Source organism: Rhizobium sp. TH135, assembly GCF_002855515.1.
GTDB lineage: Bacteria > Pseudomonadota > Alphaproteobacteria > Rhizobiales > Rhizobiaceae > Allorhizobium.
In genome coordinates this window covers 607,127-634,077 of record NZ_PKRP01000002.1, presented here as the reverse complement: position 1 = coordinate 634,077, position 26,951 = coordinate 607,127, and the positions used below count along the sequence as shown (strand labels likewise).

General features: G+C 61.6%; 29 protein-coding genes and 1 riboswitch. Of the genes, 11 read left to right on the top strand and 18 right to left on the bottom strand.

The features are described from left to right. Positions 1-112 precede the first annotated feature (112 nt). The 4 genes from C0V73_RS08030 to C0V73_RS08015 all read right to left on the bottom strand — a co-directional run bounded on the left by C0V73_RS08030 (position 113) and on the right by C0V73_RS08015 (position 3,787). Complete coding sequence (locus C0V73_RS08030) at positions 113-604, bottom strand: BA14K family protein (protein WP_102019453.1); 492 nt, start codon at positions 602-604, stop codon at positions 113-115. Positions 605-809: 205 nt separating this feature from the next. Beyond that, positions 810-1,229: a BA14K family protein gene (locus C0V73_RS08025; protein ID WP_102019452.1), complete on the bottom strand. Its 420-nt coding sequence runs from the start codon at positions 1,227-1,229 to the stop codon at positions 810-812. A gap of 228 nt (positions 1,230-1,457) precedes the next feature. Next, a complete protein-coding gene (locus C0V73_RS08020; RefSeq protein ID WP_102019451.1) occupies positions 1,458-2,540 on the bottom strand; it encodes a hybrid-cluster NAD(P)-dependent oxidoreductase in 1,083 nt (360 codons plus the stop codon). 2 nt (positions 2,541-2,542) lie between these two features. Beyond that, complete coding sequence (locus C0V73_RS08015) at positions 2,543-3,787, bottom strand: aromatic ring-hydroxylating dioxygenase subunit alpha (RefSeq protein WP_102019450.1); 1,245 nt, start codon at positions 3,785-3,787, stop codon at positions 2,543-2,545. 100 nt (positions 3,788-3,887) lie between these two features. Then, a riboswitch (cobalamin riboswitch) is annotated at positions 3,888-4,091 on the bottom strand. A 303-nt stretch (positions 4,092-4,394) separates the two neighbouring features. On the opposite strand from C0V73_RS08015, the gene C0V73_RS08010 reads away from it, so the two are divergent. Further along, complete coding sequence (locus C0V73_RS08010; RefSeq protein WP_102019449.1) at positions 4,395-5,000, top strand: DUF6656 family protein; 606 nt, start codon at positions 4,395-4,397, stop codon at positions 4,998-5,000. 16 nt (positions 5,001-5,016) lie between these two features. On the opposite strand, the gene C0V73_RS08005 is transcribed toward C0V73_RS08010, so the two are convergent. Then, positions 5,017-6,096: a GGDEF domain-containing protein gene (locus tag C0V73_RS08005; protein WP_102019448.1), complete on the bottom strand. Its 1,080-nt coding sequence runs from the start codon at positions 6,094-6,096 to the stop codon at positions 5,017-5,019. Between the two features lie 218 nt (positions 6,097-6,314). Between C0V73_RS08005 and C0V73_RS08000 the strand changes: the two genes are divergently transcribed. The 3 genes from C0V73_RS08000 to C0V73_RS07990 are packed head-to-tail and all read left to right on the top strand — an operon-like array spanning position 6,315 to position 9,131. Then, a complete protein-coding gene (locus C0V73_RS08000) occupies positions 6,315-7,307 on the top strand; it encodes an L-threonylcarbamoyladenylate synthase (RefSeq protein WP_102019447.1) in 993 nt (330 codons plus the stop codon). Then, entirely contained in the window at positions 7,304-8,740 is a 1,437-nt protein-coding gene (locus C0V73_RS07995) for an FAD-binding oxidoreductase (RefSeq protein WP_102019446.1), read from the top strand. Before C0V73_RS08000 ends, C0V73_RS07995 begins: the two co-directional genes overlap by 4 nt. Before the next feature lie 4 nt (positions 8,741-8,744). Continuing rightward, complete coding sequence (locus C0V73_RS07990; RefSeq protein ID WP_102019445.1) at positions 8,745-9,131, top strand: LysR family transcriptional regulator; 387 nt, start codon at positions 8,745-8,747, stop codon at positions 9,129-9,131. A gap of 7 nt (positions 9,132-9,138) precedes the next feature. On the opposite strand, the gene modC is transcribed toward C0V73_RS07990, so the two are convergent. The 4 genes from modC to C0V73_RS07970 all read right to left on the bottom strand — a co-directional run bounded on the left by modC (position 9,139) and on the right by C0V73_RS07970 (position 14,033). Continuing rightward, on the bottom strand, positions 9,139-10,233 hold the full coding sequence (gene modC, locus C0V73_RS07985) for a molybdenum ABC transporter ATP-binding protein (protein WP_102019444.1): 1,095 nt from the start codon (positions 10,231-10,233) through the stop codon (positions 9,139-9,141). Beyond that, positions 10,233-10,934: a molybdate ABC transporter permease subunit gene (gene modB / locus C0V73_RS07980; RefSeq protein WP_102019443.1), complete on the bottom strand. Its 702-nt coding sequence runs from the start codon at positions 10,932-10,934 to the stop codon at positions 10,233-10,235. The genes modC and modB overlap by 1 nt, the downstream gene beginning before the upstream one ends. 24 nt (positions 10,935-10,958) lie before the next feature. Further along, positions 10,959-11,711 (bottom strand): molybdate ABC transporter substrate-binding protein, encoded by a 753-nt coding sequence (modA, locus tag C0V73_RS07975; protein ID WP_245407925.1) that lies wholly within the window; start codon positions 11,709-11,711, stop codon positions 10,959-10,961. 138 nt (positions 11,712-11,849) lie between these two features. Continuing rightward, positions 11,850-14,033: a DUF1217 domain-containing protein gene (locus tag C0V73_RS07970; protein WP_102019442.1), complete on the bottom strand. Its 2,184-nt coding sequence runs from the start codon at positions 14,031-14,033 to the stop codon at positions 11,850-11,852. A 353-nt stretch (positions 14,034-14,386) separates the two neighbouring features. Between C0V73_RS07970 and C0V73_RS07965 the strand changes: the two genes are divergently transcribed. Continuing rightward, positions 14,387-14,953, top strand: coding sequence for a DUF6101 family protein (locus C0V73_RS07965; protein WP_102019648.1), 567 nt, complete (start codon positions 14,387-14,389; stop codon positions 14,951-14,953). A gap of 133 nt (positions 14,954-15,086) precedes the next feature. On the opposite strand, the gene ubiA is transcribed toward C0V73_RS07965, so the two are convergent. Together ubiA and C0V73_RS07955 are read right to left on the bottom strand one after the other, a co-directional pair. Further along, entirely contained in the window at positions 15,087-16,040 is a 954-nt protein-coding gene (gene ubiA / locus C0V73_RS07960; protein WP_102019441.1) for a 4-hydroxybenzoate octaprenyltransferase, read from the bottom strand. A gap of 80 nt (positions 16,041-16,120) precedes the next feature. Beyond that, the gene (locus C0V73_RS07955; protein WP_102019647.1) at positions 16,121-16,918 is read right to left on the bottom strand and encodes a MipA/OmpV family protein; all 798 of its coding nucleotides are present in this window, start codon (positions 16,916-16,918) and stop codon (positions 16,121-16,123) included. A 305-nt stretch (positions 16,919-17,223) separates the two neighbouring features. Between C0V73_RS07955 and C0V73_RS07950 the strand changes: the two genes are divergently transcribed. The 3 genes from C0V73_RS07950 to C0V73_RS07940 all read left to right on the top strand — a co-directional run bounded on the left by C0V73_RS07950 (position 17,224) and on the right by C0V73_RS07940 (position 20,859). After that, complete coding sequence (locus C0V73_RS07950) at positions 17,224-18,111, top strand: branched-chain amino acid aminotransferase (RefSeq protein WP_102019440.1); 888 nt, start codon at positions 17,224-17,226, stop codon at positions 18,109-18,111. Between the two features lie 100 nt (positions 18,112-18,211). Then, positions 18,212-20,320 carry a S9 family peptidase gene (locus C0V73_RS07945; protein WP_102019439.1) on the top strand — a complete coding sequence of 703 codons (2,109 nt, stop codon included), beginning with the start codon at positions 18,212-18,214 and terminating at the stop codon, positions 20,318-20,320. Between the two features lie 221 nt (positions 20,321-20,541). Next, on the top strand, positions 20,542-20,859 hold the full coding sequence (locus C0V73_RS07940) for a hypothetical protein (RefSeq protein WP_102019438.1): 318 nt from the start codon (positions 20,542-20,544) through the stop codon (positions 20,857-20,859). Positions 20,860-20,931: 72 nt separating this feature from the next. Here C0V73_RS07940 and C0V73_RS07935 read toward each other — a convergent pair whose 3' ends face one another. Next, positions 20,932-21,657, bottom strand: a complete 726-nt coding sequence (locus tag C0V73_RS07935; RefSeq protein WP_102019437.1) for a cation transporter — start codon at positions 21,655-21,657, stop codon at positions 20,932-20,934. Between the two features lie 80 nt (positions 21,658-21,737). Here C0V73_RS07935 and C0V73_RS07930 point away from each other — a divergent pair, with 80 nt between their 5' ends. Continuing rightward, on the top strand, positions 21,738-22,151 hold the full coding sequence (locus tag C0V73_RS07930) for a helix-turn-helix domain-containing protein (RefSeq protein ID WP_102019436.1): 414 nt from the start codon (positions 21,738-21,740) through the stop codon (positions 22,149-22,151). 36 nt (positions 22,152-22,187) lie between these two features. On the opposite strand, the gene C0V73_RS07925 is transcribed toward C0V73_RS07930, so the two are convergent. Both C0V73_RS07925 and C0V73_RS07920 read right to left on the bottom strand, forming a co-directional pair. Continuing rightward, positions 22,188-22,517, bottom strand: coding sequence for a type II toxin-antitoxin system RelE/ParE family toxin (locus C0V73_RS07925; protein WP_102019435.1), 330 nt, complete (start codon positions 22,515-22,517; stop codon positions 22,188-22,190). A 1-nt stretch (position 22,518) separates the two neighbouring features. Next, a complete protein-coding gene (locus tag C0V73_RS07920) occupies positions 22,519-22,785 on the bottom strand; it encodes a type II toxin-antitoxin system ParD family antitoxin (protein WP_102019434.1) in 267 nt (88 codons plus the stop codon). 264 nt (positions 22,786-23,049) lie between these two features. On the opposite strand from C0V73_RS07920, the gene C0V73_RS07915 reads away from it, so the two are divergent. After that, the gene (locus tag C0V73_RS07915; RefSeq protein ID WP_102019433.1) at positions 23,050-23,541 is read left to right on the top strand and encodes a GNAT family N-acetyltransferase; all 492 of its coding nucleotides are present in this window, start codon (positions 23,050-23,052) and stop codon (positions 23,539-23,541) included. Between the two features lie 31 nt (positions 23,542-23,572). Further along, entirely contained in the window at positions 23,573-24,142 is a 570-nt protein-coding gene (locus C0V73_RS07910; RefSeq protein WP_102019432.1) for a DJ-1/PfpI family protein, read from the top strand. Positions 24,143-24,157: 15 nt separating this feature from the next. On the opposite strand, the gene C0V73_RS07905 is transcribed toward C0V73_RS07910, so the two are convergent. The 4 genes from C0V73_RS07905 to C0V73_RS07890 form a co-directional block, all read right to left on the bottom strand. Further along, a complete protein-coding gene (locus tag C0V73_RS07905) occupies positions 24,158-24,382 on the bottom strand; it encodes a hypothetical protein (RefSeq protein ID WP_172450100.1) in 225 nt (74 codons plus the stop codon). A 76-nt stretch (positions 24,383-24,458) separates the two neighbouring features. Continuing rightward, positions 24,459-25,376 carry a cytochrome c gene (locus C0V73_RS07900; protein ID WP_102019431.1) on the bottom strand — a complete coding sequence of 306 codons (918 nt, stop codon included), beginning with the start codon at positions 25,374-25,376 and terminating at the stop codon, positions 24,459-24,461. Between the two features lie 87 nt (positions 25,377-25,463). Then, complete coding sequence (locus C0V73_RS07895) at positions 25,464-25,907, bottom strand: cytochrome c (protein ID WP_102019430.1); 444 nt, start codon at positions 25,905-25,907, stop codon at positions 25,464-25,466. Positions 25,908-26,089: 182 nt separating this feature from the next. Further along, positions 26,090-26,950 (bottom strand): metallophosphoesterase, encoded by an 861-nt coding sequence (locus C0V73_RS07890; RefSeq protein ID WP_102019429.1) that lies wholly within the window; start codon positions 26,948-26,950, stop codon positions 26,090-26,092. Position 26,951 lies beyond the last annotated feature (1 nt).

The window sequence follows — 26,951 nt, the reverse complement described above, 5'->3', positions numbered from 1 at the left end:
GGAAACAGGCGGATCGGACTTACGAAAAAACCGCCCGCGGCACAGGGCCGGGGCGGTTCGATGTTAACCCTTTCCGGCCTCTTGAGGAAGCCGGATCAGTCCGTGCGGTCGATCAATAATAAGGCGACAGGCACTGCTGGCGGGGGCCGTTATACGGCTGGAAGGTGTTCGAGTAGCTGTCGTAGGAACGATAGCGAGCCTCACACCAGCTGTAGTGACGCGGATTGAGACCGGCGCGCGGCGCGACCGGAGCCGGACGCGGCTGGGCGATAGCACCGCCGATGATGGCGCCGGCTGCGAAGGCTGCAAGCGGATACCAATAGCCATTGTGGTAACGGTAGCCTGCGCGGCGATCGCGGTAACCGCGGTGACCGTTCCAGTAGCGAGCGCGCTCGTAGCGGTCGATGCGGCGATCGATACGACGATCAATGCGACGGTCGATCCGGCGTTCATAGCGGTCTCGATACTGCACGGTGGTGGCATCAGTGGTCGCTGCTATCGGAGCCACCGGGCGGATGACCTGCGCCTGGGCCGGGACCATACCCGTGATGGCAAGGATCGATGCGAGTGCTGCCACGGCGGTCGTCTTCAATGCAGTCTTCATGGTGTATCTCCCTGCATGTTTCTCAGGGTCGTCCGGCGCGGATGAAACCCGCCCCTCGACCTGTGAAAACCAATTTATTGGAGCCAGCCTGAACTCAAAATTAACATGTCGTTCATGACTCGCGCTTCGCACGCCAGGGCTTTCAGGCCACTTGCGCGCGCAAGTGACCGTCAACGGAGCAAGCCAGATTTTGTTCCTTTAGCCCTCAATAGTAGGGCGAGTGGCACTGCTGTCGGGGCCCGTGATAGGGCTGGAAGCTGTTGCTGCGCCAGTGGTAGGACCGATAGCGTTCGGCGCACCAGCTGTGGTGACGCGGATTGATGCCGCCAGCGTAATTCACCACATGGCGACGCGGGATGGGGCGATCGACAATGACCCCTGACCGCATGGAGCGCGGCGAGATCCAGAGGCCGTTGTGATAGACATAGCCCGGGCGATGCAGCCGGTAGCCATGCGCGCGATAGCCCTGGTGGCGCGACACGACGGTGACGCGCTGATAGTGTCGATAGCTGGTATGGCTTTCATAGATGCGGACTTCGATACCGCCGGCATGCGCCTCAGGACCCGACACCATGACACCGGCAACGGCGAGGCATGCGGCGGCGAGAGCAGAAACAAGCTTCATGCGTGATCCCCCTTGACCCGGAGCCACCCATCGCCCGCCCCGGCCCTCATGGCCGACGCCTGGCCGGACCGCGATATCGGTCGGGCAGCCTCCACCAGAAGATGCTAAACGGCCAGATAAGCCGCTGCAAGTGGCAGGCGAGCCTTGGCGCCATCGTGCAATAGGAAGAGGTCGAAACCGCTCCGGTTCCGCCCTCTTTTCACACGCAATTGATCGGAGATCGTCCGCTCAGACTTCGATCTCGATATCGCCCTTGGGCCGCGAACAGCAGGCGAGGATGTAGCCCTCGTCGATCTCGTCGTCGAGAATGCCGCCATTGTGGTCCATCTCGACCTCGCCTGACAGTTTCATCACCTTGCAGGTGCCGCAGAGACCGGATTCACAGGCTGCCCCGATGCGGACGCCCGCCGCACGGGCCGCCTGCAGGACCGTGTGGCCTGGCGCGCAAAGACCGTCCTTGCCGGACATCGCAAAGGTGACCTTGGTCGGCTGCTCGCCATCGGCATAGATGACGACTTCCGGCAGTTCCGGCTTGACCGGCTGGAAGGCTTCCTCGTGATACTGCTTCATGTCGAAGCCGGCACCTTCGAGCGCTTCGCGGACCGTTGCCATGAAGGGCGCGGGGCCACAGCAGAAGACGGTACGTTCGAGGAAGTCGGGTGCCAGAAGCGCGATCTTCGCCTTGTCGATGCGACCCTTCAGGCCCGACCAGAGCTGGCCGCGACCCAGTTGCTCGATGATGAAGCCGAGCTGGAAGTTCGGCATGTCGCGCGCCTTGGCCTCAAGCTCCCAGCGGAAGATGATGTCGTCGGGCGAACGGGCGCAGTTGAGGAAGGTGATGTCGCTGTCGGGGGCCCGGTCGCTCAGGTCGCGGGTCATGGACATCATCGGCGTGATGCCGGAACCGGCGGAGATGAACAGATACTTCTTGCCCGGATATTTGGCATAGGAGAAATCGCCAAGCGGGCCGAAAGCCTTCAGCGCCATGCCGGGCTTCAGATTGTCGAACATCCAGCGGGTGCCGATACTGTCCTTCTGAGCCTTGACCGTCACGGCGATCGTGTAGGGCCGCGACGGGCTGGAGGAGAGCGTATAGGTGCGCATGACCGGCTCGGGACCGACGGGGATCTCGAGCGTGACGAACTGGCCCGGCATGTAGCGGAACCAGAGGCCCGGCTTGTTCGGCTTGAAGGTGAAGGTCATCACGTCGGCGGCTTCCGGCGTAACGGCGACACACTCCAGGAGATGCTCCCGGTCGGACCAGGGGCGCATCTCATCGACATGGCGATACTGGGTGACAGCGATGTTCATGATCAGGCCACCACGGAGAGGCGAGCCTTGTCGCCCTGAAGGCGGCCCGTCATGAAGTTGGAATACCATTCGACGAACTGCATGACGCCGCCTTCGTGATCGACGGAATAGGGACCGGGCTCATAGGCCGGCGAGCGAATGCCGAAGGCGTTTTCCTCGACGATCGAGCGGTCCTGATCATTGGTCATGTTCCAGACATGGGTCAGCTCTTCCAAGTCGTAATCGACGCCTTCGACCGCATCCTTGTTCACCAGCCAGGTGGTGGTGACGGCCGTCTCTTCGGCCGACAGCGGCAGGACGCGGAAGGAAATCGCGTGGTCGCCGAGAATGTGGTTCCAGGTCGTCGGGTAGTGGAAGAGCAGCATGGTGCCGATATGGCTGATCGGCACGTCGGCGGAGAGCGGCTTCTTCACCGCGCGCTGGCCGGACATGGTGTAGCTCTCGGCGTCCTGAATCAGCGGCATACGGGCGGTGCGGAACTGGCCTGTCGGGTCCATGTTGAAGGCGGACGGCAGGCCGGCGGCCTCGCAGCGCGCCCAGTGCTCTGAGATGAACGGGTCATCGCCGGCACCCTGAACGCCGGTTGCGGTCGGAGCTTCCGGATAAGTGCGGCAGAGTTCGGGATGGTTGCTGGCGCAGTGGTAGCACTCGCGGTTGTTTTCCCAGACGAGCTTCCAGTTGCCCTTCTCGATGATCGTGTTCTTGTGGGCGACTTTGGCTTCCCAGAGGCGGTGCGGCGCGAGATACGGCTCGATGGAAGCGCGCATCGGGGCGAAATCTGGAGCTTCGTTGGCGAGGCAGACGAAGATATAGCCGCCGACGCTTTCGCAATGGACGGTCTTCAGGCCGAACTCGGCCTTGTCGAAAGTCTCGCCCATCTGGCGGGCGAAGACCAGCGAGCCGTCGAGGTCATAGGTCCAGTTGTGATAGGGGCAGACGAGCTTGGCAGCGGCACCCTTGTCCTTGGTGCAGACGCGGTGGCCGCGATGGCGACAGGTGTTGTGGAAGGCGCGGATGGCCTGATCCTTGCCGCGCACGATGACGACAGGGTAATCGCCGATCTGGGCCGTGAAATAATTGCCGGCGCGCGGGATCTCGCAGTCATGGCCGATGAACAGCCAGTCGCGATACCAGATCATCTCCATGTCGAGCTTGAAGTAATCCTGATCGATGTAGAAGGGCTGCTCGAGCGAGAAGCCTTCGCGGCGGTTCTTCAGCTGGCGCAGCACGTTGGCCTGCAGGTCCATGTCGTCCTCGTTTTCAAAACTCGGGGGAGAAAAGAGCACAGCCTGCCATCGCCCTGGGAAGGCGGTTTGCATGGCTATCTCCGGTCGCCCGCCGCAACCTCAAATGTCCATCTGCCGAGGCTGGTTTCCGGGCTCAGGAGTGGTCCATTCGCGGACCGCGTCGGCGCCTTCCCAGGGTCGCCCCCAGTGGCCTTTTGCCAAAACGCATTCTCCACCACCGTTGCGGGGGCAGCGCCGGATTTCGACCGGCTTCCCGATTTCCCACCCTCCCTAGCAGGGCAGCACCTCGAGCTCACAATCATCTAATCACAGGGCGTAGAGCGGCGCTGCATTGCGGAACGACACGCCCGAAATCGTTTGCGACATGACGACAGAATGCCCGCGAAAACACGAGGAGACGAATTCTCCTGTAATTTCCGTGGCGTAGAGTAGAAGCTAGGAAATGTCGGGAGACGGGATGGCGCAAACGCGCGATCAGGGGGTGAGTTTCAAGATTTGCACTGCGGCAAGCCTCGCGAAACCTCGCTCATGTAGAATACCATCAAATCATGATTAACCATGCTGCGCTAAGCTCAAGCAATCAGTCCGGGTACGTCAGAGCGTCAAGATGCAGAAACTGAGATACTACGCGGCTCCCAAAGCGGAAACGAAAACGCCGCCATCCTCAAAGGCAGTCCATACCGAGTTCCTCAGAACCGGTCGGATCTCGCGTAGCCGTGAGGACTGGCTGCCGGACGAGCGACGCTATCTTTCCTATGAGGAAGTGGCGGCACGGACAGGTCGGCGGCTGGAGCGGGCGGCAGAAACGACCCATGAGCGGATCAACGGCTTCCATCGCTCGATCAAGTTTCCGAAGGTCATCTTCCACCGCACGCTGAACAACAGTCCGCATCTGGGCTACTGTCACGTGACGGCGGCGCGCACGAATTTCGCGCAATATGCCGATGTCAAATGGGCCTTCTACATCGCCAATTTCTTTGCCGAACTCGGCGGCCAAGAGGTGTTCTTCGAGCAGATCAAGCAGAATTACGGACGGATGTATTTCGCCGTGGCGATCAAGCCTGAGGCGGAGGCCAAGTCGATGGCTATCGACCGTTCGTTCCGCAACAATGGCCTGCTGTTCCAGACCGTGGATCCGAAAGAGGCGCTGCGGAACGTGCTGATGCTCGGCGCACGAGACGCCGAGCTCAGGAAGATCATCGCAAAGCTTTGAAAGCGGACTTTGGCGCTCAGGCGCCGAAACCGCCGACCGGCTTCTTCTTGTAGAGCAGCCAATCCTTCGACACGTAATCGCTTGCGCCGTAGATCGTCACGGTATCGCCGCCGGCTGCCTTCGAGGTGGCGAGCGCCTTTTCGGCGAAGTTGGTGAAGTCGAAGGCGTTCGGGGCCTGCTCCGAGAAGCAGATGCCGAAGGACATGCCGAGCTGGCCCATGCGGGCACCCGTCGACGAGCCGACGAAATTGGTGGCCTTGAGCTTGGCGCGAACGAGATCGACGACGCGGCTGATCTCTTCCTGGTCCGACGTGTAGAGCAGAAGACCAAAGCGGCCGGCATCGAAGCGGCAGGCGAGATCGCCACCGCCGGACACGGCTTCCAGCACCTTGGCAACCTGCATCAGGAAGCGCTCGGCAACGGCTGGGCCCATCTGCTCCTGGATACGGGCGTAGTCGTCGATCTCACCGATCGCGACGCCGCAGAGCACCGGCATTTCCGGGTTTGCATAGATCTTGGCGACGGCCTTGTTGAAGGCGCGGCGGCTGGCAAGGCGGGTAACCGGATCCACGAACTTCGCGGCTTCGGCCTCTTCCGCCTCACGCTGCAGGTCGGCCAGCGATGCGGTCTTATCGACCACGGCGCGCACGACATTGCTGTTCTGGTGGGCGCGCTTTTCCGTCGCGGCCTTCAGCATCTTGATCGACTGGCCAAGCGGCGTGCCTTCGAGATCGGCTTCCGTCAGGATGGTCTTGGAGGCATGGCCGATGACGCGGCCGTAATCGGTGAGCGAGATTTTCTCCTCGTTGAGGAGCGAGATAAAGTTGCTCATCTCGGCGCGAACCTGGCCATTCTGGCGGCTCAGCAGCCCGTCTTCGTGGTGATGCGGCAGGTATTTGCGGCCGAGTTCGTCGAGCGCTTCCTGGGACTTGATCTTACCGAGGGCGATGAATTCGCGCACCAGCTCCGGATTGCTGCCCGAATAGGCCTCGTAGACCAGTTCGTAATTGCGCGGCAGACCGTCTATGCCCATCTGATGCATGGCGGTCGCGACGCGTAGCGCAATGCTTGCGGCCGGATTCTTGACTTGCTGCATCTGTCCACTTCCCCGAATGACGCTTTTCCGTCTCTTGGATAAACCATAGGCGAACAATTCTTTCTTTCGGTTACGCCGGTAGTTAAAATTCGAACAGTTAGCGTACCCCCTTAAAAAAATAGGGTGGAATCTGGGATTGCTTGCGCCGAAAAAGAGGTTTGCCGCCTTGCCCGGCTCGGGATATGGACGGGCAAAGGCAGACTGGAAGGCTCGGAGACATGGCGCGGATCATCCCGATCGCAACAGATACGGACAGAGCGGAGGCGATCGCAGCTGCCACCGACGTGCTGTTGCGCCACCGGCCCGTGGCCATCCCGACGGAGACCGTTTACGGGCTTGCCGCCGACGCCACCCATCCGGCAGCCATCACTTCCATCTACGAGACCAAGGGGCGCCCGCGCTTCAACCCGCTGATCTGCCATATGGCGGATCTTGCCATGGCGGAGCGTTATGCCGTGTTCGACCCGATCTCGCGTAAGTTGGCCGAGGCCTTCTGGCCCGGGCCGCTGACGTTGGTGCTTCCGCTGAAAGAGAACTGCGGCATCCACCTGCTGGCCACAGCCGGGCTCGACACGGTCGGCATTCGCGTGCCCGTCGGGTTTACAGCAAAGCTCATCCGCAGCTTGGGGCGACCGCTTGCGGCCCCCAGCGCCAACTCATCGGGGCGCATCAGCCCGACGACGGCCCGGCATGTCGAGGCCGATCTCGGCCAGAAGATCGAGGTCATCGTCGATGGCGGCCCCTGCCCCGTCGGGGTGGAATCGACGATCGTGAAGGTCGAAGAGGGCGAGATCCGGCTGCTGAGGCCGGGCGGGATCGAGGCCGAGGCAATCGAAGCGGTCACGGGCAAGACCGTCATCCGCCCCAAGGCCTCCGGCACGGCAGCAATCGAGGCGCCCGGCATGCTCGCCTCGCATTATGCACCTAACGCTTCGGTGCGACTGAATGCGACAAAGGTGTCGAGCACGGAAGCCTTGATTGCCTTCGGCGCGAGCAACATATCCGGAGCATCGACCGCGACTGCGGTATTCAACCTCAGCCCCAATGGCGACCTCGCCGAGGCCGCCAGCAACCTCTTCGACTTCTTGAAGCGTGCGGATGCGAGCGGGGCTGGGGGCATCGCGGTCGCACCGATCCCGGACGAGGGTCTGGGCGAGGCGATCAACGACCGGCTGATGCGGGCGGCTGCACCCCGCGGGACCGAGGGATGACTGAGATGACCGTGACCATGAGCCTTGCAGAGCGTCTGCGCGCTTTCGTCGACATCGTCGGCGAGGCCAATGCGCTGACCGCCGCCCATGATATCAAGCCCTATCTGACGGAGAACCGGGGGCTCTATCACGGCGCCTCGCCGCTGGTGCTGAAGCCTGGCTCGACGCAGGAGGTTTCAGCCATCCTCAAGCTCGCCTCCGAGACAGGCACATCGATCGTGCCGGTCAGCGGGCGCACCGGGCTTGTCGGCGGGCAAGTGCCGCGCGAAGACGGCCACGACGTGCTGCTCTCGCTGGAGCGAATGAACAGGATCCGCGAAGTCGATCCGGTTGCAGACGTGATCGTCGCCGATGGTGGGGCGATCCTGGCCGACGTGCAGAAGGCGGCCGAGGCGCATGACCGGCTGTTTCCGCTGTCGCTCGGCTCGGAAGGCTCTTGCCGGATCGGCGGCAATCTCGCGACCAATGCCGGCGGAACGGCGGTGCTTGCCTATGGCAACATGCGCCAGCTCTGCCTTGGGTTGGAAGTCGTGCTGCCGACCGGCGAGATCTGGGATGGCCTCAGGCGCCTGAAGAAAGACAATAGCGGCTACGATCTGCGCGATCTCTTCATCGGCGCAGAAGGCACGCTTGGCGTGATCACCGGCGCAGTCCTCAAGATGGTACCGCGCCCGCGCGGGCGGCAGGTGGCCTATGTCGGGCTTGCATCGCCGAACGCGGCGCTCGCACTTTTCGAAAAGGCTTCGCAACGCTGCGGCTCGGCACTGACCGGCTTCGAGCTGATGCCGCGCATCGGCATCGAATTTACCACGAAGCATATCCCCGGCGTGCGCGATCCGCTGGCCTCCATCCATCCCTGGTATGCGCTGGTCGACATCTCGACCTCGGATTCCGCCGAGGCTGCAGACACCATGATGCACGAGCTGCTCGCCGAGGCGCATGAGGCTGGACTGGTGTCAGATGCGGCGATCGCCAGTTCGATCGCCCAGCAGGATGCCTTCTGGCACCTGCGCGAAAGCATGTCGGAGGCGCAGCGCCCTGAGGGCGGTTCGATCAAGCATGATGTCTCCGTGCCGATCTCGCGCATCCCGGCTTTCCTCGCGGAAGCCGACGCTGCGGTGCATGCGCTGATGCCGGATGCCCGCATCTGCGCCTTCGGGCACCTGGGCGATGGCAACATCCACTACAACATCAGCCAGCCAGTCGGCGCCGACAAGGCTGCGTTCATCGCCCGCTGGCGCGAGGTGAATGCGGTGGTGCATGCGGTCGTTCACAAACATACCGGCTCGATCTCGGCGGAACACGGTGTCGGCCAGTTGAAGCGCGACGAGCTTGCGGCCAGCCGTCCGGCCATTGAGACCGAGCTGATGCGTCGCATCAAGCAGGCCTTTGATCCCGCCGGCATTATGAACCCTGGCAAGGTGATCGGCTGATCCGATGACCGGCTCCCCTCGCCTTTCGCTCCGGATTGACCTCGCCAACGGCGCCCGGCTCGGGCCGGGCAAGGCGCAGCTTCTGGCGCTGATCGAGGAGCATGGTTCGATCCGGGCAGCAGGAGCCGCCATGGGCATGTCCTATCGGCGGGCCTGGCTGTTGGCCGACGAGATCAACCGCATGTTCCGCGAGCCTTCGATCTTCACTCGCCATGGGGGCAAGAGCGGTGGCGGCGCGGGTTTGACGCCGTTCGGCGAGACGCTGCTTCGCGCCTGCCGACGGATGGATGCGGAGAGCCGCAAGGCGCTGTCGGCGGAACTAGACTGGCTCCAGAGCGTCGAGGCCGTGGATTTCGTTGCCGAAGGACGCAAGGTCGAAGACGACGGCTGAGGGCATATCAGCCTCGTTCAGCCAGGGCTCGCCGGAACAGGCCTTCCGAGGCGATCGACACCGTCTTGAACAAGAGATGCACCGGCTTGCCGGGCGCAAGCGCCAGCTGGCGCAGGGAACGACGCGTGACTTCGGCCACCATCGTCTGGCCCTGGCAGTCGACGGTAATGGTTGCACTTCCGCCCGATCCCTCCGCCACTGCCACAACACGGCCAGAGAGCCGATTTAGGGCCGAGAGGCCTTCTCCCGGTTCGGTGGCGACGACGATATCGGAGACGGGAACGAAGACGCGCACTCGGGTGCCAATGGGCAGATGGGTTCGCCGCAGGAGAAGGGGACCGGCCGGGGAAAGCGCTTCGGTGAGACCGTCCTCCTCATGGTGACCGGTGATTTCGGCCTCGATAAAATTGCCGGCGGGGAGATCGCCGGAGGCGCGGGCAACAGTCGCCAAGGCCTCGTAGGGTCTACCGACGGCCTGCGCTCTCCCATCGGCAAAGGTGACCACCGCATTTGCGAGCCGCGCCACCTCCTCGACGGAATGGCTGACATAGAGGATCGGCACGCCGAACTCGTCGCGGATGCGCTCGATATAGGGGAGGATCTGGGCCTTGAGGCCGCTGTCCAGCGCCGACAGCGGCTCGTCCATCAACATCAGCTTCGGGCTTGCCATCAGGGCGCGGCCGAGCGCCACGCGCTGCTTTTCGCCGCCGGAGAGATTTGCCGGGCGGCGGGTGAGCAGGTCGGCGATGCCAAGCAAGGTGGCGATGCGGTCGAGGTCTTCGCGACGCTCGGCGCGTGGCAGGAGGCGCTCGCCGTAGCGCAGGTTCTGCAGAACCGTCAGATGCGGGAAGAGACGACCCTCCTGGAAGACATAGCCGATGCGGCGGCGGTGCGGCGGCAGGAAGGTCGCGGTATCGCTCCAGCTCTCGCCGTTGAAGGTGATGCGCCCCTCCTCTGGGCGGGTCAGGCCGGCGACGATGTTGATCAGCGTCGTCTTGCCGGAGCCGGATGCGCCGAAGAGGGCCGTCAGGCCCTCGCCTAGCATCAGGTCGGCCTGAAGCGTGAAGTCTCCCTGGCGGTGGCGGATTGCGAGCTCCAGCATCAGGTGGCTCCTACGCGGGCGGCGATACGCCGGGAGAGAAATTCGGAGGCAATCAAGGCGCCCAGCGACAGGACGACGGAGATCACCGTCAGGCGCATGGCGGCGAGGTCACCGCCCGGCACCTGGGTATAGGTGTAGATCGCTGAGGCGAGCGTCTGAGTTTCGCCGGGGATGTTGGAAACGAAGGTGATGGTCGCCCCGAACTCGCCCATGGACTTGGCAAAGGCGAGGATCGCGCCGGCCGCAATGCCGGGCAGGATGAGCGGCAGGGTGACGGTGAAGAAGACGTAAGCCGGCGGGGCGCCGAGCGTTGCGGCAGCCGCTTCCAGGCGGCGGTCGACGGCATCCATCGACAGGCGGATGGAGCGCACCAGTAGCGGAAAGCCCATGACGGCTGCGGCAAGAGCGGCACCCGTCCAGCGGAAGGAAAATACGAGGCCGAAGGTCTGTTCGAGGAAGGCGCCGACCGTGCCCCGCCTGCCAAATGTGATGAGCAGCAGATAACCGGTGACGACAGGCGGCAGGATAAGCGGCAAATGTACAAGGCCGTTCAGAAGCGACTTGCCCCAGAAGTCCTTGCGCGAAAGCAGCCAGGCGACCAGCAGTCCCAGCGGCAGCGAGAAGGTGACGGCCACAGCCGCAACCTTCAGGCTGAGCAGCATCGCGGTCCATTCTTCAGCCGTCAGGGTCAAAAGGGGCATCCCGGATGCGTGGTCGAGGTGGGTTCAGTTGGTTTTGGCAAGCACGGTAAAGCCGGCGGCCGCGAAGATGGCATGAGCGTCTGCCCCTCGCAAGTAAGCCAGGAAGTCGGCTGCAGCAGGGTTCTTGCCGTCTGTGGTCAGCGCCGCCGGGTAGATGATTGCGGGGTGGCTTTCCTCGGGGAAACGGTCGAGGATTTTCACGGATGGGTCGACCCTCGCATCCGTCTCATAGACGATGCCGAGCGGCGCCTCGCCGCGTGAGACGAGCAGCAGGGCGGCCCGGACATTCTCTGCTTGGGCGACCTTGTCTTTAACGCTCTCCCAGACACCGAGGGTTTCGAGCGCTGCCTTGCCATAGGTCCCGGCGGGGACGGCATCGACATTGGCCATGGCGAGGCGCTCATCGCCGAGAAGGGTGGCGAGCGGAAAATTCGGAACGATTGTCGTCGTCAGCTCCGAGTCCTTCGGAGCGACGAGCACGATCCGGTTACTCAGGAGATCGAAGCGGCTTTCTGTCTTGATCCGGCCTGCCTGATCGAGGTGATCCATCCATTTGAGATCGGCCGAGATGAAGATATCCGCCGGTGCACCCTCTTCGATCTGCTTGGCGAGGGCCGAGCTTCCGGCAAAGGAGAACCTGACATCCGTACCGCCTGCGGCCTTCCAGGCCGTGGCCACTTGCTCGATGCTTTCCTTGAGGCTTGCAGCTGCAAAGACGGTCACAGGCTCTTGCGCGCGGGCGGGTGCTGCAAATGCTGTTGCCGCTGCTGCCGCCAATGCCGCAAACAATGCGGCTGTGATTGGCTTGAAAGACCTGACCAAGGTCGCCTCCCATTCGATATATCCCGATGGATATATCGATAGCCAAAAACAAACCCGCCGACAAGAGCCGGCGGGTCGCGTTGAGAGTTCTGATCAGGCTTTCAGCTGTGCCAGACTGAAAAGAAGATCGGCCGAGATGCCGGCACTTCCACCGCTCAGGATGGAAAGCGCTGGGCTGTTGGATGTGGCGTTTTCGGTATCGTACATCGCGGAATAACGCTGCAGGAAGCGTTCCAGCTTGGCCGGATCCTGAAGATCCGACAGTTCCATGTTCTCGCCGATGATGCGCGCCTGCTGGTCGACATCCATGTTGGAGAACTCGTCGGAATAGCCGAAGGTGGTGCGGAAGACCGCCATGAGCGCGTCGTCGGCGATGAGACCGTAGGCATCGGTGATGGTCGGCGCGGTGCGCTGGAAATAGAGCGCCAGGCGAACAGCTTCGTTGCTCTCGCCCTCGGTCTCTTCCAGTGTCTGGCGCAGATACTTGTTGACCGTCTCCATGGTCTCGCCGCGCTGCTGGATCGTGCCCATGGTCTGGCGGGTCAGATTGCCGCTTGCATCGAAATTGAAGGAGGCGACGAGCTCGGCCCAGCGATTGTCGGTCTGCTGGTTGACGAAGCTCTTGCGGTCGGACAGATCGGAGGCGAATGCCTGCTTGAGGAAGTCGTCGGTTACCTCTTCGGGATCGAGGCCGAAGGCGCCGATGACCACGTCGAGCACTTCGCGATCCGCCAGCAGCTCGGACACGGTGTCGATCGACTGGATCTTCTCCTGGTAATTCTCGGCCTTCTTGGTTGCGGCTTCCTGGGTCGAAGTCTTCTCGGTGCCTTCGAGGAAGCGAACCTCGTTGATCACATATTGCTTGGCGATCATCGTCGCGGTCAGTGTATTGTGGGGCGCAAGCGGCACGGCGGCATTGCCTTCGCTATCGAAGTTGAAGAGCTTCGACATCTCGATCAGACGGCTGTCCTTCGATTTGTTGGCATAGCTGTTCGGATCGGTGAAATCGCTGGTCAGTGCCTGCTTCAGCTCACGAACCGAGAACTCGTTGGCCTCAAAGCCGAAGGTGCGCTGCAGGACAAGACGCATGGTCGTGTCGGCGAGCAGCGCATCAACGTTTTCGACCTCGGCGATATTGGTCTTGAAGAGTTCGGTCAGCGCGTCTTTGCGCTCGAGATCGGCATCGTCATAGAATGTAGCAAAGCCCGAATTGGTCGATGCAAGCTGCGTCGACCCCTGGGCCGTCATGCCTGAATCGACCGTGCCATCGGTGCCGAAGTTGAACTTGCCGGCAATGGCCACCCAGGCATCGCCACCATTGGTGGCGGCATAGTTGGCCGGATCGGAGGTGTCGCTCGTGACGATCAGCTTGAAGGTCGAAGCGCCCATGGAGCCTAGTTCGAAGGCCGTCTTGACGTAGTTGAAGAGGCGCGTGTCCGCAGTCAGCTCATCGACCGAGGTGATGGTCGAGATCTTCTGCTCGTAATAGGCACGCTCGCGCTGACGATAGTAGTCGGTGACGTAGATCTGCTCTTCCTCGACATAGAGCGAGACGATCGCTTCCTTCTGAGCTGCCGTCTGGGCGGTCGTACCCGACAGGGTGCCGTCCGTATTGAAGCTGAAGGCCTGGGCGAGCTTGAGGAAGCTCGACGCATTGGACGCGCCGTTCGCGACCATCTGATTGACGTAGCTGTCCGGATCCGAGGTGTCGCTGGTCAGGATCTGGGTGAGATGGTCCTTGGTGTAATAGGTGCCATCGATCCCGTAGGCATCGAGCGCAAACGTCATCAGGCGGCTGTTGTTGACCAGCCCGCTGACATTGGTGACCTTGTCGATCATCGTCTCGTAATAGAAGGCCTCGGCCTCAAGCGTGTCGCCCTGGGCGGCCAGCGAGGCCTCGTATTTCTCCAGCATCTCGGCCTGTTGTGCGTCGGTCTGGAGATCGGTCTTTTCCGCCGAGAATTGGAAGGAGGCGGCGAAGTTGCGGTAGCGCTCGTCAGTCAGCTGGTTGGCGAAGCTGGCGTCATCCGAAAGGTCGCTTTCCAGCACCTTTTTCATGAAGGCCTTGGCATAGGTCATCTCTTCGAGACCATGCGCCTTCATCGCATAGGAATATAGCTGGTAGTCGTCGAGGAATTCCTCGAGCGTCGTGACCTTGCTGATGTTTTCTTTGAAATACTCCGTCTGGCGCGCAACCAGCGGATCCGATCCCGTGCGATTGAGGCTCGCCTTGATGTCACGATTGACGAGATTGTAGCTCAGATAGGTCGAAACCATCAGATTTCCCTGCAGGACGGAACGCGCGCGAATCACAGTATGACGCGAAATCCTTGCCTCAAGCTTTATGAAATCATGAAGAAGCAAAGGGTCGGTCTGGCGCCCGATCGGCGCCTTTGGCCCTCGTCAGCCCTTTATCGTTTCGGGATGGAACAGGCCCTCGTCATATTTCACCATTTTGAAACCGTGACCGGTACGACAAAACTAACCATTTGACTGCGCAAGGTTTTCTTTACCGCATCTTTTAAGCTGTCTCCAACAGCGGCTGGCTATGTTCCAACCCACAGAGGACGAAAAGTCCCGAACAGACGAGCACATGACGCGCTCTCGGGTAAAACAAGGGTAGCATGAAGATGACGAACACCGTTTTGAAGCCAGCATGGGCCGGCGCCACTCTGCGTCTGGATCCGTCGCGGTTCCCCCAGCAGGTTACTTACGCATTGCGCGGTGCGCTGGGCGACGTCACGATCACGATTGACGAGCGCGGCGCCGTTCTGCGCAAGATCCTTCCCGGCAGCGGACTGCCGCTTTCCTTCGCTCTTCCGGCCCGCGCCTTCAAGGGCGTTGCTGCGCGTGCCATCGACCACGGCGACGGCGAAGTCACCGTGACGCTCGAACTGCATCACGAGGACCCGGATCTCTGCATTCCGCTGCTCGTCGCCCACGATCTCTGCGACATCGCCGCCGACTGGCGCGGCTGGGCTGATGCCTTCCGGATCCCCATGCTGATGGTGGAAGCCGATGGTGTTGCCCGCCCGCTCGAAGAGCATCTTGGCGAGGTTCGCACCAAGGAGACGCAGCCGCGTCGCCGCCATTCCTATTTCGCAGAGCGCCGTCCGCGCTTCCTGGTTCGCCGCACGACCGGCAAGCTCGGTGTAACCATGAAGATTTCCGGAAAGGAAATCATCGCAAGAAACTGATCCTGTCCCAGGACTGGACATGCAAGAGGCCCGGAAGGCGACTTCCGGGCCTCTGCTTTTGAGGGTCTTTTGCAGACAGCCGTGCCGAAATGACACGAGCGCACCCAGCTTATTAGCGCGACCTGAAGAGAGATCAGGCGAAAGGGATGGCCGCGACAAGCCCGAGAAAAATGATCAGGCCGACGCGATTGTTGGACTTGAACAGCGCAAGGCACTGGGCGCCGTCGTCGATATCCAGGACCTTGATCTGCCAGGCAAAGAGGGCACCGGCCACCAGCAGGCCTGCAATCGCGGGCCAGGCGGCACCGGCGACAATGACTGCGGACACCAGCAAAACCAGCGTCAGGCCATAGAGACCGGTGAGCCAGATCTTGGTGTCGCGATCGAAGAGCCGTGCTGTCGAGCGCACACCGACCAGTGCATCGTCCTCGCGGTCCTGATGGGCGTAGATCGTGTCATAACCGATCGTCCAGGCAACCGCCCCGACATAGACCAGGATCGCGGCCAGCGAGAGATTGCCGTGAAGTCCGGCCCAGCCCATCAATCCACCCCAGGAAAAGGCAAGGCCGAGGAAGAATTGCGGCCAGTCGGTGAAGCGCTTGGCGAAGGGATAGATCGCGACGATGGCAAGCGACAAGATGCCGAGCAGGATCGAGAAACCGTTGAAGCAGAGCAGCACGGCGAGCCCGACCAGCGATTGCACGACCATGAAGATCTTTGCATTGCGGCGCGAGATGCGGCCTGACGGCAGCGGGCGTGACCGCGTGCGGGCCACCAGATTGTCGATGTCGTGGTCGACGAGGTCGTTATAGGTGCAGCCGGCGCCGCGCATGGCGACCGAACCGACAAAAAACAGGAAAAGGTGGAAGGCGAAGAGCGCGAGATTCAATCGGCCTTCGGCCGCGAGAACGTTGGCAGCCAGTGCTGAAGACCAGAAACAAGGCCACATCAATAGCTGCCAGCCGATCGGGCGATCCCAGCGGGCAAGCTGGGCATGCGGCCAGAGCCATCGCGGCAGGATGCGATAGACGAAATTGTCAGAGGGCGCGTCGATGACGCGATCGATGTTCGGATCGGCGGTGCTCATGCCCCTGTTGATAGAGCATGGGCGGGGCCAAGAAAACTGCCCCCTGCCCTCCCGGCTCGAAAATCGGCTGCGGCCTTTCGTCAGTCGAAGCTGACGCCGAACTTGTAGCTGGCGGAGACGCCGAACATCAGCTGGTTCTTGGAGCCCCGCTCTTCGACGAGGCTCGAATCGGCAGCCGGACCTGAGAGGCGCTTGTATTCGGTAAAGGCGCTCATCGAGATCTTGTCGGTGGCATCCCAGGTGATCGCACCGCCGGCACCGTAAGAGGTGATGCCGCCATCGGGATCATACTGGCTGAGGCCGGAGGCAGCGGATTCCGCTGCGTTCACGCCGTAATAGGCGTCCGTATAGCCGCTGGTGGCAAAGGTCATGCGCGGGCCGGCGGAGACGCGCAGATTGGGGGCGATATCGGTGAAGGCATCGACCGCGATATCGGCGACGAGGCCATCATGGGCGCGGATGCCCTGGCGCAGTTCGCCGCGGGCACGCATCCAGTCGGTGACATAGACATCGACGAAGCCGCCGAGTTCACCGCCCCATTTAACTTCGGAGAGGCCGCGCAGGGCGTCGTCCGTGCCATCGTCGCGGCCGGGCAGGAACTTGCCGACAACACCGGCGCGCAGCACGTCCGTGTCGTAGATCGCAAAGCTCGGATTGTCGTTGCGCGAGGAGAAGCGCGGCGCGCCGCCGCGACCGACCGAAATGATCGGCGAGAAGAAGAACTTGTTGTCCTTGGCGCCTTCGAAGGTCGGGGCCGAGATGCCGGCGCCACCGAGCGTCACATACCAGTTGCCGGAGAAGAAGCCTTCAGCGTGTACTGGCGAAGATATAACCGCAGTCGACGCGGCAAGAAGGGCGACGAGACGCACCTTGTTCATGATGACCCCCAAGAAAACGCAGAACACATGACCCGCAGATCACGACTTCATCTTCGTTCAATATTTCAGAAATGCGTTACGGGAACTTTAACCACGTCGCCGCCTGCCCTGTCGGCAATAAACAGGCAACACCATCAGCCACTCTGATCGGTCCATCAGGCAAGTTTCTGGATTTACGTCGAAATCGGGATTTTTTCGGTCTGCGGCCCCTCTTGTCTGCGGATTCGTGTTTCCATGGCGTGTTTCGCCTTGACCTCGCCGCCGGCTGCGACTTTGCTGCAAAGCAACGAGAATAGGAGACCATCATGGCCGTCGACACATCTGCCCGCACACCCACCTTCACCTATGTGGATGGAGACTGGTTTACCGGCAACCCGCCGCTGATCGGCCCCGTGTCGCACGCCATGTGGCTGGGCTCGACGGTGTTTGACGGGGCACGCTGGTTCGACGGCATCGCGCCCGATCTCGACCTGCATTGCCAGCGCGTCAACCGCTCGGCCGAAAACATGGGCATGAAGGCGGTCATGGCAGCTGAAGAGATCGAACGCCTTGCCTGGGAGGGCATCGCCAAGTTCGACGGCAAGACGGCGATCTATATCAAGCCGATGTATTGGGCAGAACACGGCCAGATGGGCTCGGTGGTTGCGGCCGATCCGGAATCGACACGGTTTGCGCTCTGCCTCTTCGAAGCGCCGATGCACACCGCGAAGCCTTCCTCTCTTACCCTGTCGCCCTTCCGCCGTCCGACGCCGGAATGCGCGATGACCGATGCCAAGACCGGCAGCCTCTATCCGAATTCCGGCCGCATGATCATCGATGCGCGCAAACGCGGCTTCGACAATGCGCTGGTGCGCGACATGAATGGAAACGTGGTCGAGACTGCCTCCTCCAACGTCTTCATGGTGAAGGATGGCGTCGTCTACACGCCCGCTGCCAACCGCACCTTCCTCGCCGGCATCACGCGTGCCCGCGTCATGGGGCTGCTGCGCGAGGCGGGCTTCGAGGTGCGCGAGGCAACCCTTTCGGTCGAAGACTTCATGAATGCCGACGAGATCTTCCAGACCGGCAATTATTCCAAGGTGGTGCCTGTGACGCGGCTCGACGACGCGCAATTCCAGGAAGGCCCCGTCACGCGCAAGGCGCTGGACCTTTACATGGACTGGGCAAAGTCGACGGCCGGCACAGACGGCTGATCGGCACGCGCCGCCCTTCCCCTCTGGGCCGCTTGATCGCGGCCCCTCGCCTCTCTATCTCTCGCTAAGCTGAATGTTTCCATTCCCGGAAGGATATCCCTTGTCCGTCTTCAAGAACCTGCCCTCCCCGCCCGTCGTCGCCAAGAAGCCCGTTTCCGATACCCGTCACGGCGTCACACGCACGGACGATTATGCCTGGCTGCGCGCCGACAACTGGCAGGCGATGTTCAAGGATACCTCGATCCTTGACCCGGAAATCCGCTCATACCTGGAAGCCGAGAACGGCTACATGGAAGCGGCGATGGCTGACACGAAAGAGCTGCAGGGCCAGCTCTTTGCCGAGATGAAGGGACGCATCAAGGAAGACGACTCGTCGATCCCAATGAAGGACGGCCCCTTTGCCTATGGCTCGGCTTTCGTCACCGGGGGAGAGCAGCCGCGCTATTTCCGTATTCCCCGCGACGGCAGCCCGAAGGACGAGACAATCCGCGACCTGCTGCTCGACGGCGACAAGGAGGCTGTCGGCAAGGATTATTTCCGCTTGTCCGGCATCGACCATACGAGCGACCACGCTTTTGGCATCTGGGGCTATGACGACAAGGGCTCGGAATACTACACGCTGCGTATCCGCGATCTCGCTACCAAGCAGGATCTCGACGACGTGCTGGAAAACACCGCCGGCGGTGGAGTCTGGGCGCCTGATGGCAAGAGCTTTTTCTATACCCTGCAGGACGAGAATCACCGGCCGTCCAAGGTCTTCCACCACATCGTGGGTCAGCCGCAATCCTCCGACCGCCTGGTTTACGAAGAGAAGGATCCCGGTTTCTTCATGGGCGTCGGCGGCTCGCTGCTCGACGACTTCATCTATATCGACATCCACGACCACGAGACCTCGGAATACCGCCTGCTCTCGACCAAGGACCTGACGGCTGAGCCCCAACTGGTCGCCGAGCGCGAGGAAGGCGTCGAGTATTCGATGACGGAAGGCGGTGATGTCTTCTACATCCTGACCAACGCCGACGATGCCAAGGACTTCAAGATCGTCGAGGCGCCGGTGACGGCTCCTGGCCGGGAGAACTGGAAAGAGGTCGTGCCGCACGAGCCGGGCCGGCTGATCCTCAACCATATGGCTTTCGCCCGCCATCTCGTCTGGCTGGAGCGCCGCGAAGGCCTGCCTGTGATCATGATCCGCGACCGCACGTCGGGCGAGGAGCATTCGATCGCCTTTGCCGAGGAAGCCTATTCGCTGGGGCTTCAGGGGGCTGCTGAATACGAGACAGACGTCATCCGCTTCTCCTATTCCTCAATGACGACGCCTTCGCAGCTGTTCGACTACAATATGGCGACGCGCGAGCGCACGCTTTTGAAAACCCAGGAAGTGCCATCCGGTCACAAGCCGGAGGACTATGTCACCCGCCGGGTGTTTGCCGAAGCCCATGACGGCGAGAAGGTGCCGGTCACCCTGCTCTATCGTCGCGACACCAAGCTCGACGGCTCCGCGCCCTGCCTGCTCTATGGCTATGGCGCCTATGGCATGACCATTCCCGCCGGCTTCAACACCAATTGCCTCTCGCTGGTGGACCGGGGCTTCGTCTATGCCATCGCCCATATCCGCGGCGGCAAGGACAAGGGATTTTCCTGGTATGAAGACGGCAAGATGGAGAAGAAGGTCAACACCTTCAAGGACTTCATCTCGGCCGCCGACCATCTGGTGAAGGAGCAGTTCACCGCCTACGACCGGATCATCGCCGAAGGCGGATCGGCCGGTGGCATGCTAATGGGGGCGGTTGCCAACATGGCGCCAGAGAAGTTTGCCGGGATCATCGCTGCTGTGCCCTTCGTCGACGTCTTGAACACCATGCTCGACGACACGCTGCCGCTCACCCCGCCGGAATGGCCGGAATGGGGCAATCCGATCGAGTCGGAAGAGGAATATCGCTGGATCGCGGCCTACAGCCCTTACGACAACGTCGAGGCCAAGGCCTATCCGCCGATCATCGCGCTCTCCGGCCTCACCGACCCGCGCGTCACCTATTGGGAGCCCACCAAGTGGATCGCGCGGCTGCGTGCCACCGCTCCCGATGCCGGGCCGTTCCTGCTGAAGACCAACATGGCCGCCGGCCATGGCGGCAAGTCGGGACGTTTCCAGCGCCTGGAGGAAATCGCGTTTGAATATGCCTATGCGATCAAGCTGGCGGGGAAGATGTGAGGCGGTGACGCCGATCACATTCTCCAAGCAATAACGGGTGTGTTTTGGGCATTGCTTTGGCAATGCCTGAAACAGTGATGCCTCAAGCTCATGATTCGGCGCGCGTACTTTCACTCGGGCCGTTTCGCAAGGGCCAATCGTCATGACGCAATGCGGGACGCAAGCTTCGCGCAAGGTTGAAAGGTTAACAAAAGGTTAATTCTTCAACCGAGGTGTCCGCCATGAGGATCGAAAGCGGCTTAAGCAGCTACTCGTATCAGAGCCGCCACGTGCCGAGCACGGTCGGCGCGGAGGATGCTGCACCCGAAACGGCAAACACACCTGCCCCGCGCGCAAGCGGTGCCAGCACCTTCTCCAGCACGCTTCTTTCCAACCAGCTTGCCTCGGCACTGTGGACGGTTGAAGGGTCGCGCAAGGCTGCGGTCGAGATCAGCGCAAACCAGAACCGCAGCCGGCTTGAAGACACCTCGCGCATTCAGGCGGTCGAGGCGGCTTACCGGGAATACGAAATATCCCCTTCGGCCTATCAGGAATTCTGATCTGACGATGTGGTCAAGAAGGCCGGCCGGCATGATGCCAGGCCGGCCTTCTTGCGTACAGCCATCGGCTTATCAAGCATGCTTGTGATCTGAAGCCTCTTCGTGAGTGTGCGCGTGGCCCTCGTGATCATGTCCATGGCTCGTCTCGCCTACACCGCAGCAGGACGAGGACAGTGTGACCGGCTGGCCGGCGCGCCATTCGGCAAGGCTCTGAGAGAGGATCTGGACCGAGGAGCTGAGGAACAGACCCGCCATGATGCCAGCGACGATCAGGTCGGGCCAAGCAGTGGCTGTGCCCCAGACACCGACGGCGGCAATCATGACGATGACATTGCCGATCGCATCATTGCGCGAGCAGAGCCAGACAGAGCGGACGTTCGCATCGCCGTCCTTGTAGGACATCAGCAAGAGAACACTTGCGACATTGGCCGCGAGCGCCAGGAAGCCGATCACTCCCATGACCGGCGCCTCAGGTACGCCGCCCTGAAAGACACGCCAGATGGTGGAGCCGAAGACCCAGAGGCCCATCAGGAAGAGGCTGACACCCTTGGCGGCGGCAGCCATGCTGCGGGTCTTCAAGGACGCGCCGATGACGGCGAGCGAGATGCCATAGGTCACGGCATCGGCAAAGAAATCCAGCGCGTCGGCCTGCAGCGCCTGGGAACGGGCGAGCTGTCCCGCCGTCATCTCGACAGCAAACATGGCGGCGTTGATGCCGATCACCAGCCAGAGCCGGCGCTTATAGATCTCGGACATGCCGTCGAAAGGGGCGTGGTCATGGCCGCAGGCAGCACTCATATGATTCATCCTTCTGGTCTTGATGTGGTCACGCATCAACCTTAGGATCTCTAGTGACTAGAGGTTCAAGAGGTTTTTTCATGTATTCGATCGGCGATCTCTCCAAGCGCGCTGGCGTGAAAGTGCCGACCATCCGCTACTACGAGCAGATGGGTCTGATCTCGGCGCCGGATAGAACCGAAGGCAACCAGCGGCGCTACGAAAAGAGGGAGCTCGACCGGCTGACCTTCATCCGCCATGCCCGCGATCTCGGCTTTCCGATCGAGGCGATCCGGGAGCTGCTCACACTCAGCCGACACCCGGAAGAACCCTGCGAGCGGGCGGATCGTATCGCACGCGAGCAACTCGACGATGTCAGAGAGAAGATCGCGCGGCTGAAGAAGCTGGAAGCGGAGCTTGCCCGGATCGTCTCGCATGGCGAATGCCATACGGTGGGCGATTGTTATGTGATCCGGGCACTGTCGGATCACGGGCTGTGCGATCAGGAGCATTGAGGGCGGCTGCAATTCGGGGCGACCAACAGGGAAAGCTCAACGGCTCGTGGTAGACCTAACCCGCTCAGTCAGGAGGGTTGGATCAATATTTCTACCCGCATAAAAGAAGCCGAGGACCAAAACATAGTTTTCTCGCGCCACGAAGGCAATGCTGAGGCGCCGGCGAAAGCCGATAATGCGTAGTCCCTGCACAACGCCGCCACGTAGGCTCCCGCGTTCCGGATAGGTACAGAGATCGTTTAGGAAAGACCTGATGGCACTGACATACATCCAGGCGCGCGCCGGTCCCGCCTGTTCGGCGATGTAATCATAGAGCTGATTGAGTTCCTCGGCCGCATCAGGATGAACAATCAGCGGCCGCGTCATGCTATCGATCGCTTTGGCGGCTGTGGTGGCGAGCCTCAAGGCGCGCGAACATCTCGTCGCCGGAGATCAGGCGATCAGGGTTTGCTTGGGCATCGGCGAAACGGGCGGGAACTTCAACGTCAAGCCAGTGGTCTCTCGCACCGCCAAGCTCTTCGAGTAGTTCGAGCCCAGCACTGACCACGGCAGAGGCATCGGCAAAACGACCGCTCGCTAACTGGCGTTCGATCCTCTCGCGGTCACTGTCATCGAGCTTCAGACTGATCGTCATATCTGCGATCTCCAATCGTCAGAACTATAGCATACTAACAAGCCGGAAACACCTCGCCTCCCCCGTTGACAATCGATTCAATTCGGCGCATCACAGCCGCCATGATCGACATCCGCGCAAACATCTCCTGCACGTATTTTTGGGCCTACCGGTAACCGGCGGCCTGACAAGATCATATTGTCAACAGGCCGCCGTCAGGCGGCCTTGTTGTTTTCCGGACGACTTTCCCCCTGACGGCACGAAATGAGACCAAGGGAAAGTGACATGACCGAAGATACAGACCTGACCCTCCCCCGCCCGCCGATCGTGGCCATTCGCCACGCCAAGCCGCGCGACTTGCCAGAACTCAACGCAATGATCCTGGCGCTCGCCCAGCACCATGGCGATGCCTCGGCGATGACGCCAGAAGTGCTGGAGCGCGACCTTTTCGGGCCGATGCCCTGGATCCAGGCGCTGGTTGCCGATAGCGGCGAAGAGGGCCTGATCGGCTACGCCATCCTCGTGCCGCTTTACAAGGCGCAGGAAGGCAAGCGCGGCATGGAGCTTCATCATCTCTTCGTGCGTGACGGCCAGCGCGGCAACGGCATCGGCCAGCATCTCGTCGACCGCGCCAAGCAGATTGCGCGTGCCTCGGGCTGTGACTTCCTCTCGGTCTCCGCCGCCACCGGAAATTTCGCCGCGCATCGCTTCTACGAGAACATGGACTTCATTCCGCGGCCGGTGACCGGCATGCGTTACCTGCAGGCACTTAGCTGAGCCGTAACGGACAGACGCGAGGAGACCTATCATGGCCCGCATCGTGATTGCCCTTCAGAACGATTACGCCGACTGGGAGCCTGCGCTCCTGATGGCAGCCACGCGATACTGGCTCGACTGCGAAGTCGTGACGGCGAGCCCGGATGGAAAGCCCGTGGTCTCGATGGGTGGCCTGAAGGTGACGCCCGACATCGGCTTTGACGCGATCGATGCCAAACAGTTCGACGCGCTGATCATTCCGGGCGGCTATGCCTGGGAAAAGGGTGTGGCGTTCGACTTTACCGCGCTTGCGACTGAATTCCGCGACAAGGGCAAGGTGCTGGGCGGGATTTGTGCGGCTGCCAGCGCACTCGGCGCGACCGGCGTTCTCGACGACGTCGCGCATACCGGAAATTCACTCGCCTCGCACCAGAAGCATCCCGGCTATCGTGGCGAGGCCCATTACATCGACCAGCCGCAGGCAGTGGGCGATCGGAAGATCGTCACTGCAGCGGGATCGTCGCCCGACACATTCACGATCGAGGTGCTAAAGGCGCTGGATCTCTATGGGCCAGAGGCCGAGGCGGAACTGGCAGCCTTTGCCGCCGAACATCGTCGCTGAATAGATTGCCGAGCGTCAGTGCCTGACGGGCGGGTTTTCCGACCACTTCTGTAGTGTCGTCTTAATCAGGATAAGGGCTGCCTGCTGGGCATGATCGCGCTCGCGCGGATCGACGATGGCCGAGAGGCGTTTTTCGAAGGCGCCGACAGTCTCGTGCACCCATCGATGCAAAGCAGGATCGGGATAGTTGTCGAGCAGGGACCGGAGCGCATACTCCATCCGCCGGCGTTCAATGCTCATATCCCCTCCACAGTCTTTTCGACGACAGAAGGATGACAGGCAAGGCTTGCGCGATGCTGAACAGAATCGTGAGAGATTACTGCACGGCGGGAATGGCCTTGAGATAGGCGGCAATCGCCTCGCGGTCAGCGGCGGTCAGCTCCGCCATGTTCTTCTGGACCTCGACCATCGAGCCGCCGACGCTGTCGTAATCGGGCGTGAAGCCGCTCTCCAGATAGGTCACGATGTCGCCTTCGCTCCAGGAACCCATGCTTTTCGAACCGGGCGTGATGTTCGGGATCGAGCCCTCGCCTTCCGGATTCGGCCCACCGGCCAGCCACTGATCGGACAGGAAGCCGCCGAGCGCATTGCGCGGCGTGTGACATTCGCCGCAATGACCGGGGCCTTCCACGAGATACTGGCCACGCTTGACCATGTCGGAGGCATCGGCCAGCTCGACGCGCGGGGCATCGGTGAAGAAGAGGAATTTCCAGCCACCGAGCACGACCCTCTGGTTGAAGGGGAAGCCCAGTTCGTGCGGCGGGGCCACGGCGTCGCTGGCGGGCAGCGTCTTCATGAACCCGTAGAGATCGTTGATATCCTCAGGCGTCATGCGCACATAGGAGCCGTAGGGGAAGGACGGGTAGAGATGTTCCCCCTCGCGGCCCACGCCACGGGTCATCGCGTCGCCGAACTCAGCAAGCGTCCAGGCGCCGATGCCGGCTTCCGGATGACTGGAAATGTTGGGGGCATGGAAGGTGCCGAAATCGCTCTTCAGCGGCGCACCACCGGACAGGATGAGCCGTGCGTCGCCGGTCGCACCGGCCGGGGTATGGCAGCTTGTGCAGCCACCGGCGAAGAAGACCTCCCGACCATGGGCGAGATCAGGTTCGCCGAGATTGGCCCAGACGGCAGCATCCTGACGATCGGGCGCTGTAATCAGCAGGAACGCGCCGAAACCGGCAACACCGAGCGCGGCAAGCGTGCCCAATCCCTTGACCAAAGTCGATGCCATCCCGGCCTCCATCGTCTCAGTGCTGCGCCCACTGAGCGCAATGCGGCGGGCGATCCGAATTGCCGGATAACGCCCGCCGGGAGGTTCTTACTTCTTCAGGCGATAGGTCTGGTGGCAATCGCCGCAGGTGGCGCCAATGGCCTGCATGGCAGCGCCAACGCCTGCCTGGTCGGCCGGCATGGATGCCAGCTGCGCTTCTGCAGCGGCGGTGAGCTTGGCCGACTTGGCCTTGAAGTCATCCATGTTCTGCCAGATCGCGGGGGCAGCTTCGGAGTCCATGCCGGTTTCGCTGCCGGCGGGGAAGTGGTCGGGGAAGGTCTTGCTGACTTCGGCCAGTGTGGTGAGCGCGGCCGTCACGGCTGCTGCATCATAGGGCTTCTCGCCCTTGGCGATGGCGCCGAGCGCGCCCATGGCACCGCCGACCTTCTTCATTTCTTCCTGACGGACGACTTGCGGTTCGCCCGCAGCGATCGCTGCGGACACGCCAAGACAGATCGCCGCCGCGGCGGACAGAACGACTTTCAACTTCATCAGCTTTTCTCCAGAGTTCGGCCGGGCGCACCGGCGATCGTTAGCGAGCCGTACATGTTTGCAACCTCGGAACTGTCGTTTGAAGTCACAAAGCAGTGATAGGCGCCAGCCCAGGCAACTTTCGGATATCTATGACGAATTTGCGTCAAGTTGCTGTCAGCGATTTGTCAGGAAAGGCTAACTCACCGCTGCTTCGTGATTGTCCGCTCCAGACGCCTATCCGGCTCGCGGCCATGCCCGGCAATCTCAATTCGGTCATCGAAGACCGAAAGGACGGCGAAGGCATTTTCATGTTCCGTGTCGACCATGCCGCAAAAATTGACGAAGTGGACGCCGTTCAGCTCGGCATAATTTCCGACGTGATGGTGGCCGCATAGGTACGCAAGTGCGGATGAGGAACCGGCGATCAGCGCGGCAAGCTCCTCGGCATCCCAGAGCGTGTGATCAGACGACGGATAGACGGGATAGTGACCGAGGAGGATGACATCTTCGCCGCTGGCCTCGGCGTCCGCAAGCCGCTCGGCAATCCAGGTTATCTGGCTGTCGGAGATGCCGGCATTCCAGTGATGGGCGTTCGGTGCACCCTTCTCCTTCAACTCAGCCAGACGTTTCTCAGCCTCGGCACGCCGCTCATCCCCTTCCGGCGGGGCAAAGAGCGAGATCTCGCTGCCGTCGGTCACCAGCAGACGGACGCCCTTGAGCTCCACTTCGTGATAGGGAGCGGGCATGCCGAGTGCAGCATGGATATCCGTCAGGCGATCGGGTTCGACCAGGAAGTCGTGATTGCCGGGCAAGAGAATACGCGGTGCTTCCAGACCGTCGAGTATCTCGAGGACGGGCTCAAAGTTCTCCCACCCCCGATCGATGAGATCGCCCAGAACTAGGACGGCATCCAGATCCTGGCTGTTGAAATGATCGACAGCGGCGCGCAACTTGTCGAGCGAGCGGCGGAAGTAGCGATCGGAGACAAGATTGGGGTCAAGGTCGGCATATTGCGGATCGGCAATGATGCCGAGCCTCAGGCAGGGAGTGTCAGTCGTCATG

Coding starts and splice junctions, on each gene's coding strand:
- C0V73_RS08030 (WP_102019453.1), bottom strand. CDS start 604: ATGAAGACTGCATTGAAGACGACCGCCGTGGCAGCACTCGCATCGATC.
- C0V73_RS08025 (WP_102019452.1), bottom strand. CDS start 1,229: ATGAAGCTTGTTTCTGCTCTCGCCGCCGCATGCCTCGCCGTTGCCGGT.
- C0V73_RS08020 (WP_102019451.1), bottom strand. CDS start 2,540: ATGAACATCGCTGTCACCCAGTATCGCCATGTCGATGAGATGCGCCCC.
- C0V73_RS08015 (WP_102019450.1), bottom strand. CDS start 3,787: ATGGACCTGCAGGCCAACGTGCTGCGCCAGCTGAAGAACCGCCGCGAA.
- C0V73_RS08010 (WP_102019449.1), top strand. CDS start 4,395: ATGCAGAAACTGAGATACTACGCGGCTCCCAAAGCGGAAACGAAAACG.
- C0V73_RS08005 (WP_102019448.1), bottom strand. CDS start 6,096: ATGCAGCAAGTCAAGAATCCGGCCGCAAGCATTGCGCTACGCGTCGCG.
- C0V73_RS08000 (WP_102019447.1), top strand. CDS start 6,315: ATGGCGCGGATCATCCCGATCGCAACAGATACGGACAGAGCGGAGGCG.
- C0V73_RS07995 (WP_102019446.1), top strand. CDS start 7,304: ATGACTGAGATGACCGTGACCATGAGCCTTGCAGAGCGTCTGCGCGCT.
- C0V73_RS07990 (WP_102019445.1), top strand. CDS start 8,745: ATGACCGGCTCCCCTCGCCTTTCGCTCCGGATTGACCTCGCCAACGGC.
- modC (WP_102019444.1), bottom strand. CDS start 10,233: ATGCTGGAGCTCGCAATCCGCCACCGCCAGGGAGACTTCACGCTTCAG.
- modB (WP_102019443.1), bottom strand. CDS start 10,934: ATGCCCCTTTTGACCCTGACGGCTGAAGAATGGACCGCGATGCTGCTC.
- C0V73_RS07970 (WP_102019442.1), bottom strand. CDS start 14,033: ATGGTTTCGACCTATCTGAGCTACAATCTCGTCAATCGTGACATCAAG.
- C0V73_RS07965 (WP_102019648.1), top strand. CDS start 14,387: ATGACGAACACCGTTTTGAAGCCAGCATGGGCCGGCGCCACTCTGCGT.
- ubiA (WP_102019441.1), bottom strand. CDS start 16,040: ATGAGCACCGCCGATCCGAACATCGATCGCGTCATCGACGCGCCCTCT.
- C0V73_RS07955 (WP_102019647.1), bottom strand. CDS start 16,918: ATGAACAAGGTGCGTCTCGTCGCCCTTCTTGCCGCGTCGACTGCGGTT.
- C0V73_RS07950 (WP_102019440.1), top strand. CDS start 17,224: ATGGCCGTCGACACATCTGCCCGCACACCCACCTTCACCTATGTGGAT.
- C0V73_RS07940 (WP_102019438.1), top strand. CDS start 20,542: ATGAGGATCGAAAGCGGCTTAAGCAGCTACTCGTATCAGAGCCGCCAC.
- C0V73_RS07935 (WP_102019437.1), bottom strand. CDS start 21,657: ATGAGTGCTGCCTGCGGCCATGACCACGCCCCTTTCGACGGCATGTCC.
- C0V73_RS07930 (WP_102019436.1), top strand. CDS start 21,738: ATGTATTCGATCGGCGATCTCTCCAAGCGCGCTGGCGTGAAAGTGCCG.
- C0V73_RS07925 (WP_102019435.1), bottom strand. CDS start 22,517: ATGACGCGGCCGCTGATTGTTCATCCTGATGCGGCCGAGGAACTCAAT.
- C0V73_RS07920 (WP_102019434.1), bottom strand. CDS start 22,785: ATGACGATCAGTCTGAAGCTCGATGACAGTGACCGCGAGAGGATCGAA.
- C0V73_RS07915 (WP_102019433.1), top strand. CDS start 23,050: ATGACCGAAGATACAGACCTGACCCTCCCCCGCCCGCCGATCGTGGCC.
- C0V73_RS07910 (WP_102019432.1), top strand. CDS start 23,573: ATGGCCCGCATCGTGATTGCCCTTCAGAACGATTACGCCGACTGGGAG.
- C0V73_RS07905 (WP_172450100.1), bottom strand. CDS start 24,382: ATGAGCATTGAACGCCGGCGGATGGAGTATGCGCTCCGGTCCCTGCTC.
- C0V73_RS07900 (WP_102019431.1), bottom strand. CDS start 25,376: ATGGCATCGACTTTGGTCAAGGGATTGGGCACGCTTGCCGCGCTCGGT.
- C0V73_RS07895 (WP_102019430.1), bottom strand. CDS start 25,907: ATGAAGTTGAAAGTCGTTCTGTCCGCCGCGGCGGCGATCTGTCTTGGC.
- C0V73_RS07890 (WP_102019429.1), bottom strand. CDS start 26,950: ATGACGACTGACACTCCCTGCCTGAGGCTCGGCATCATTGCCGATCCG.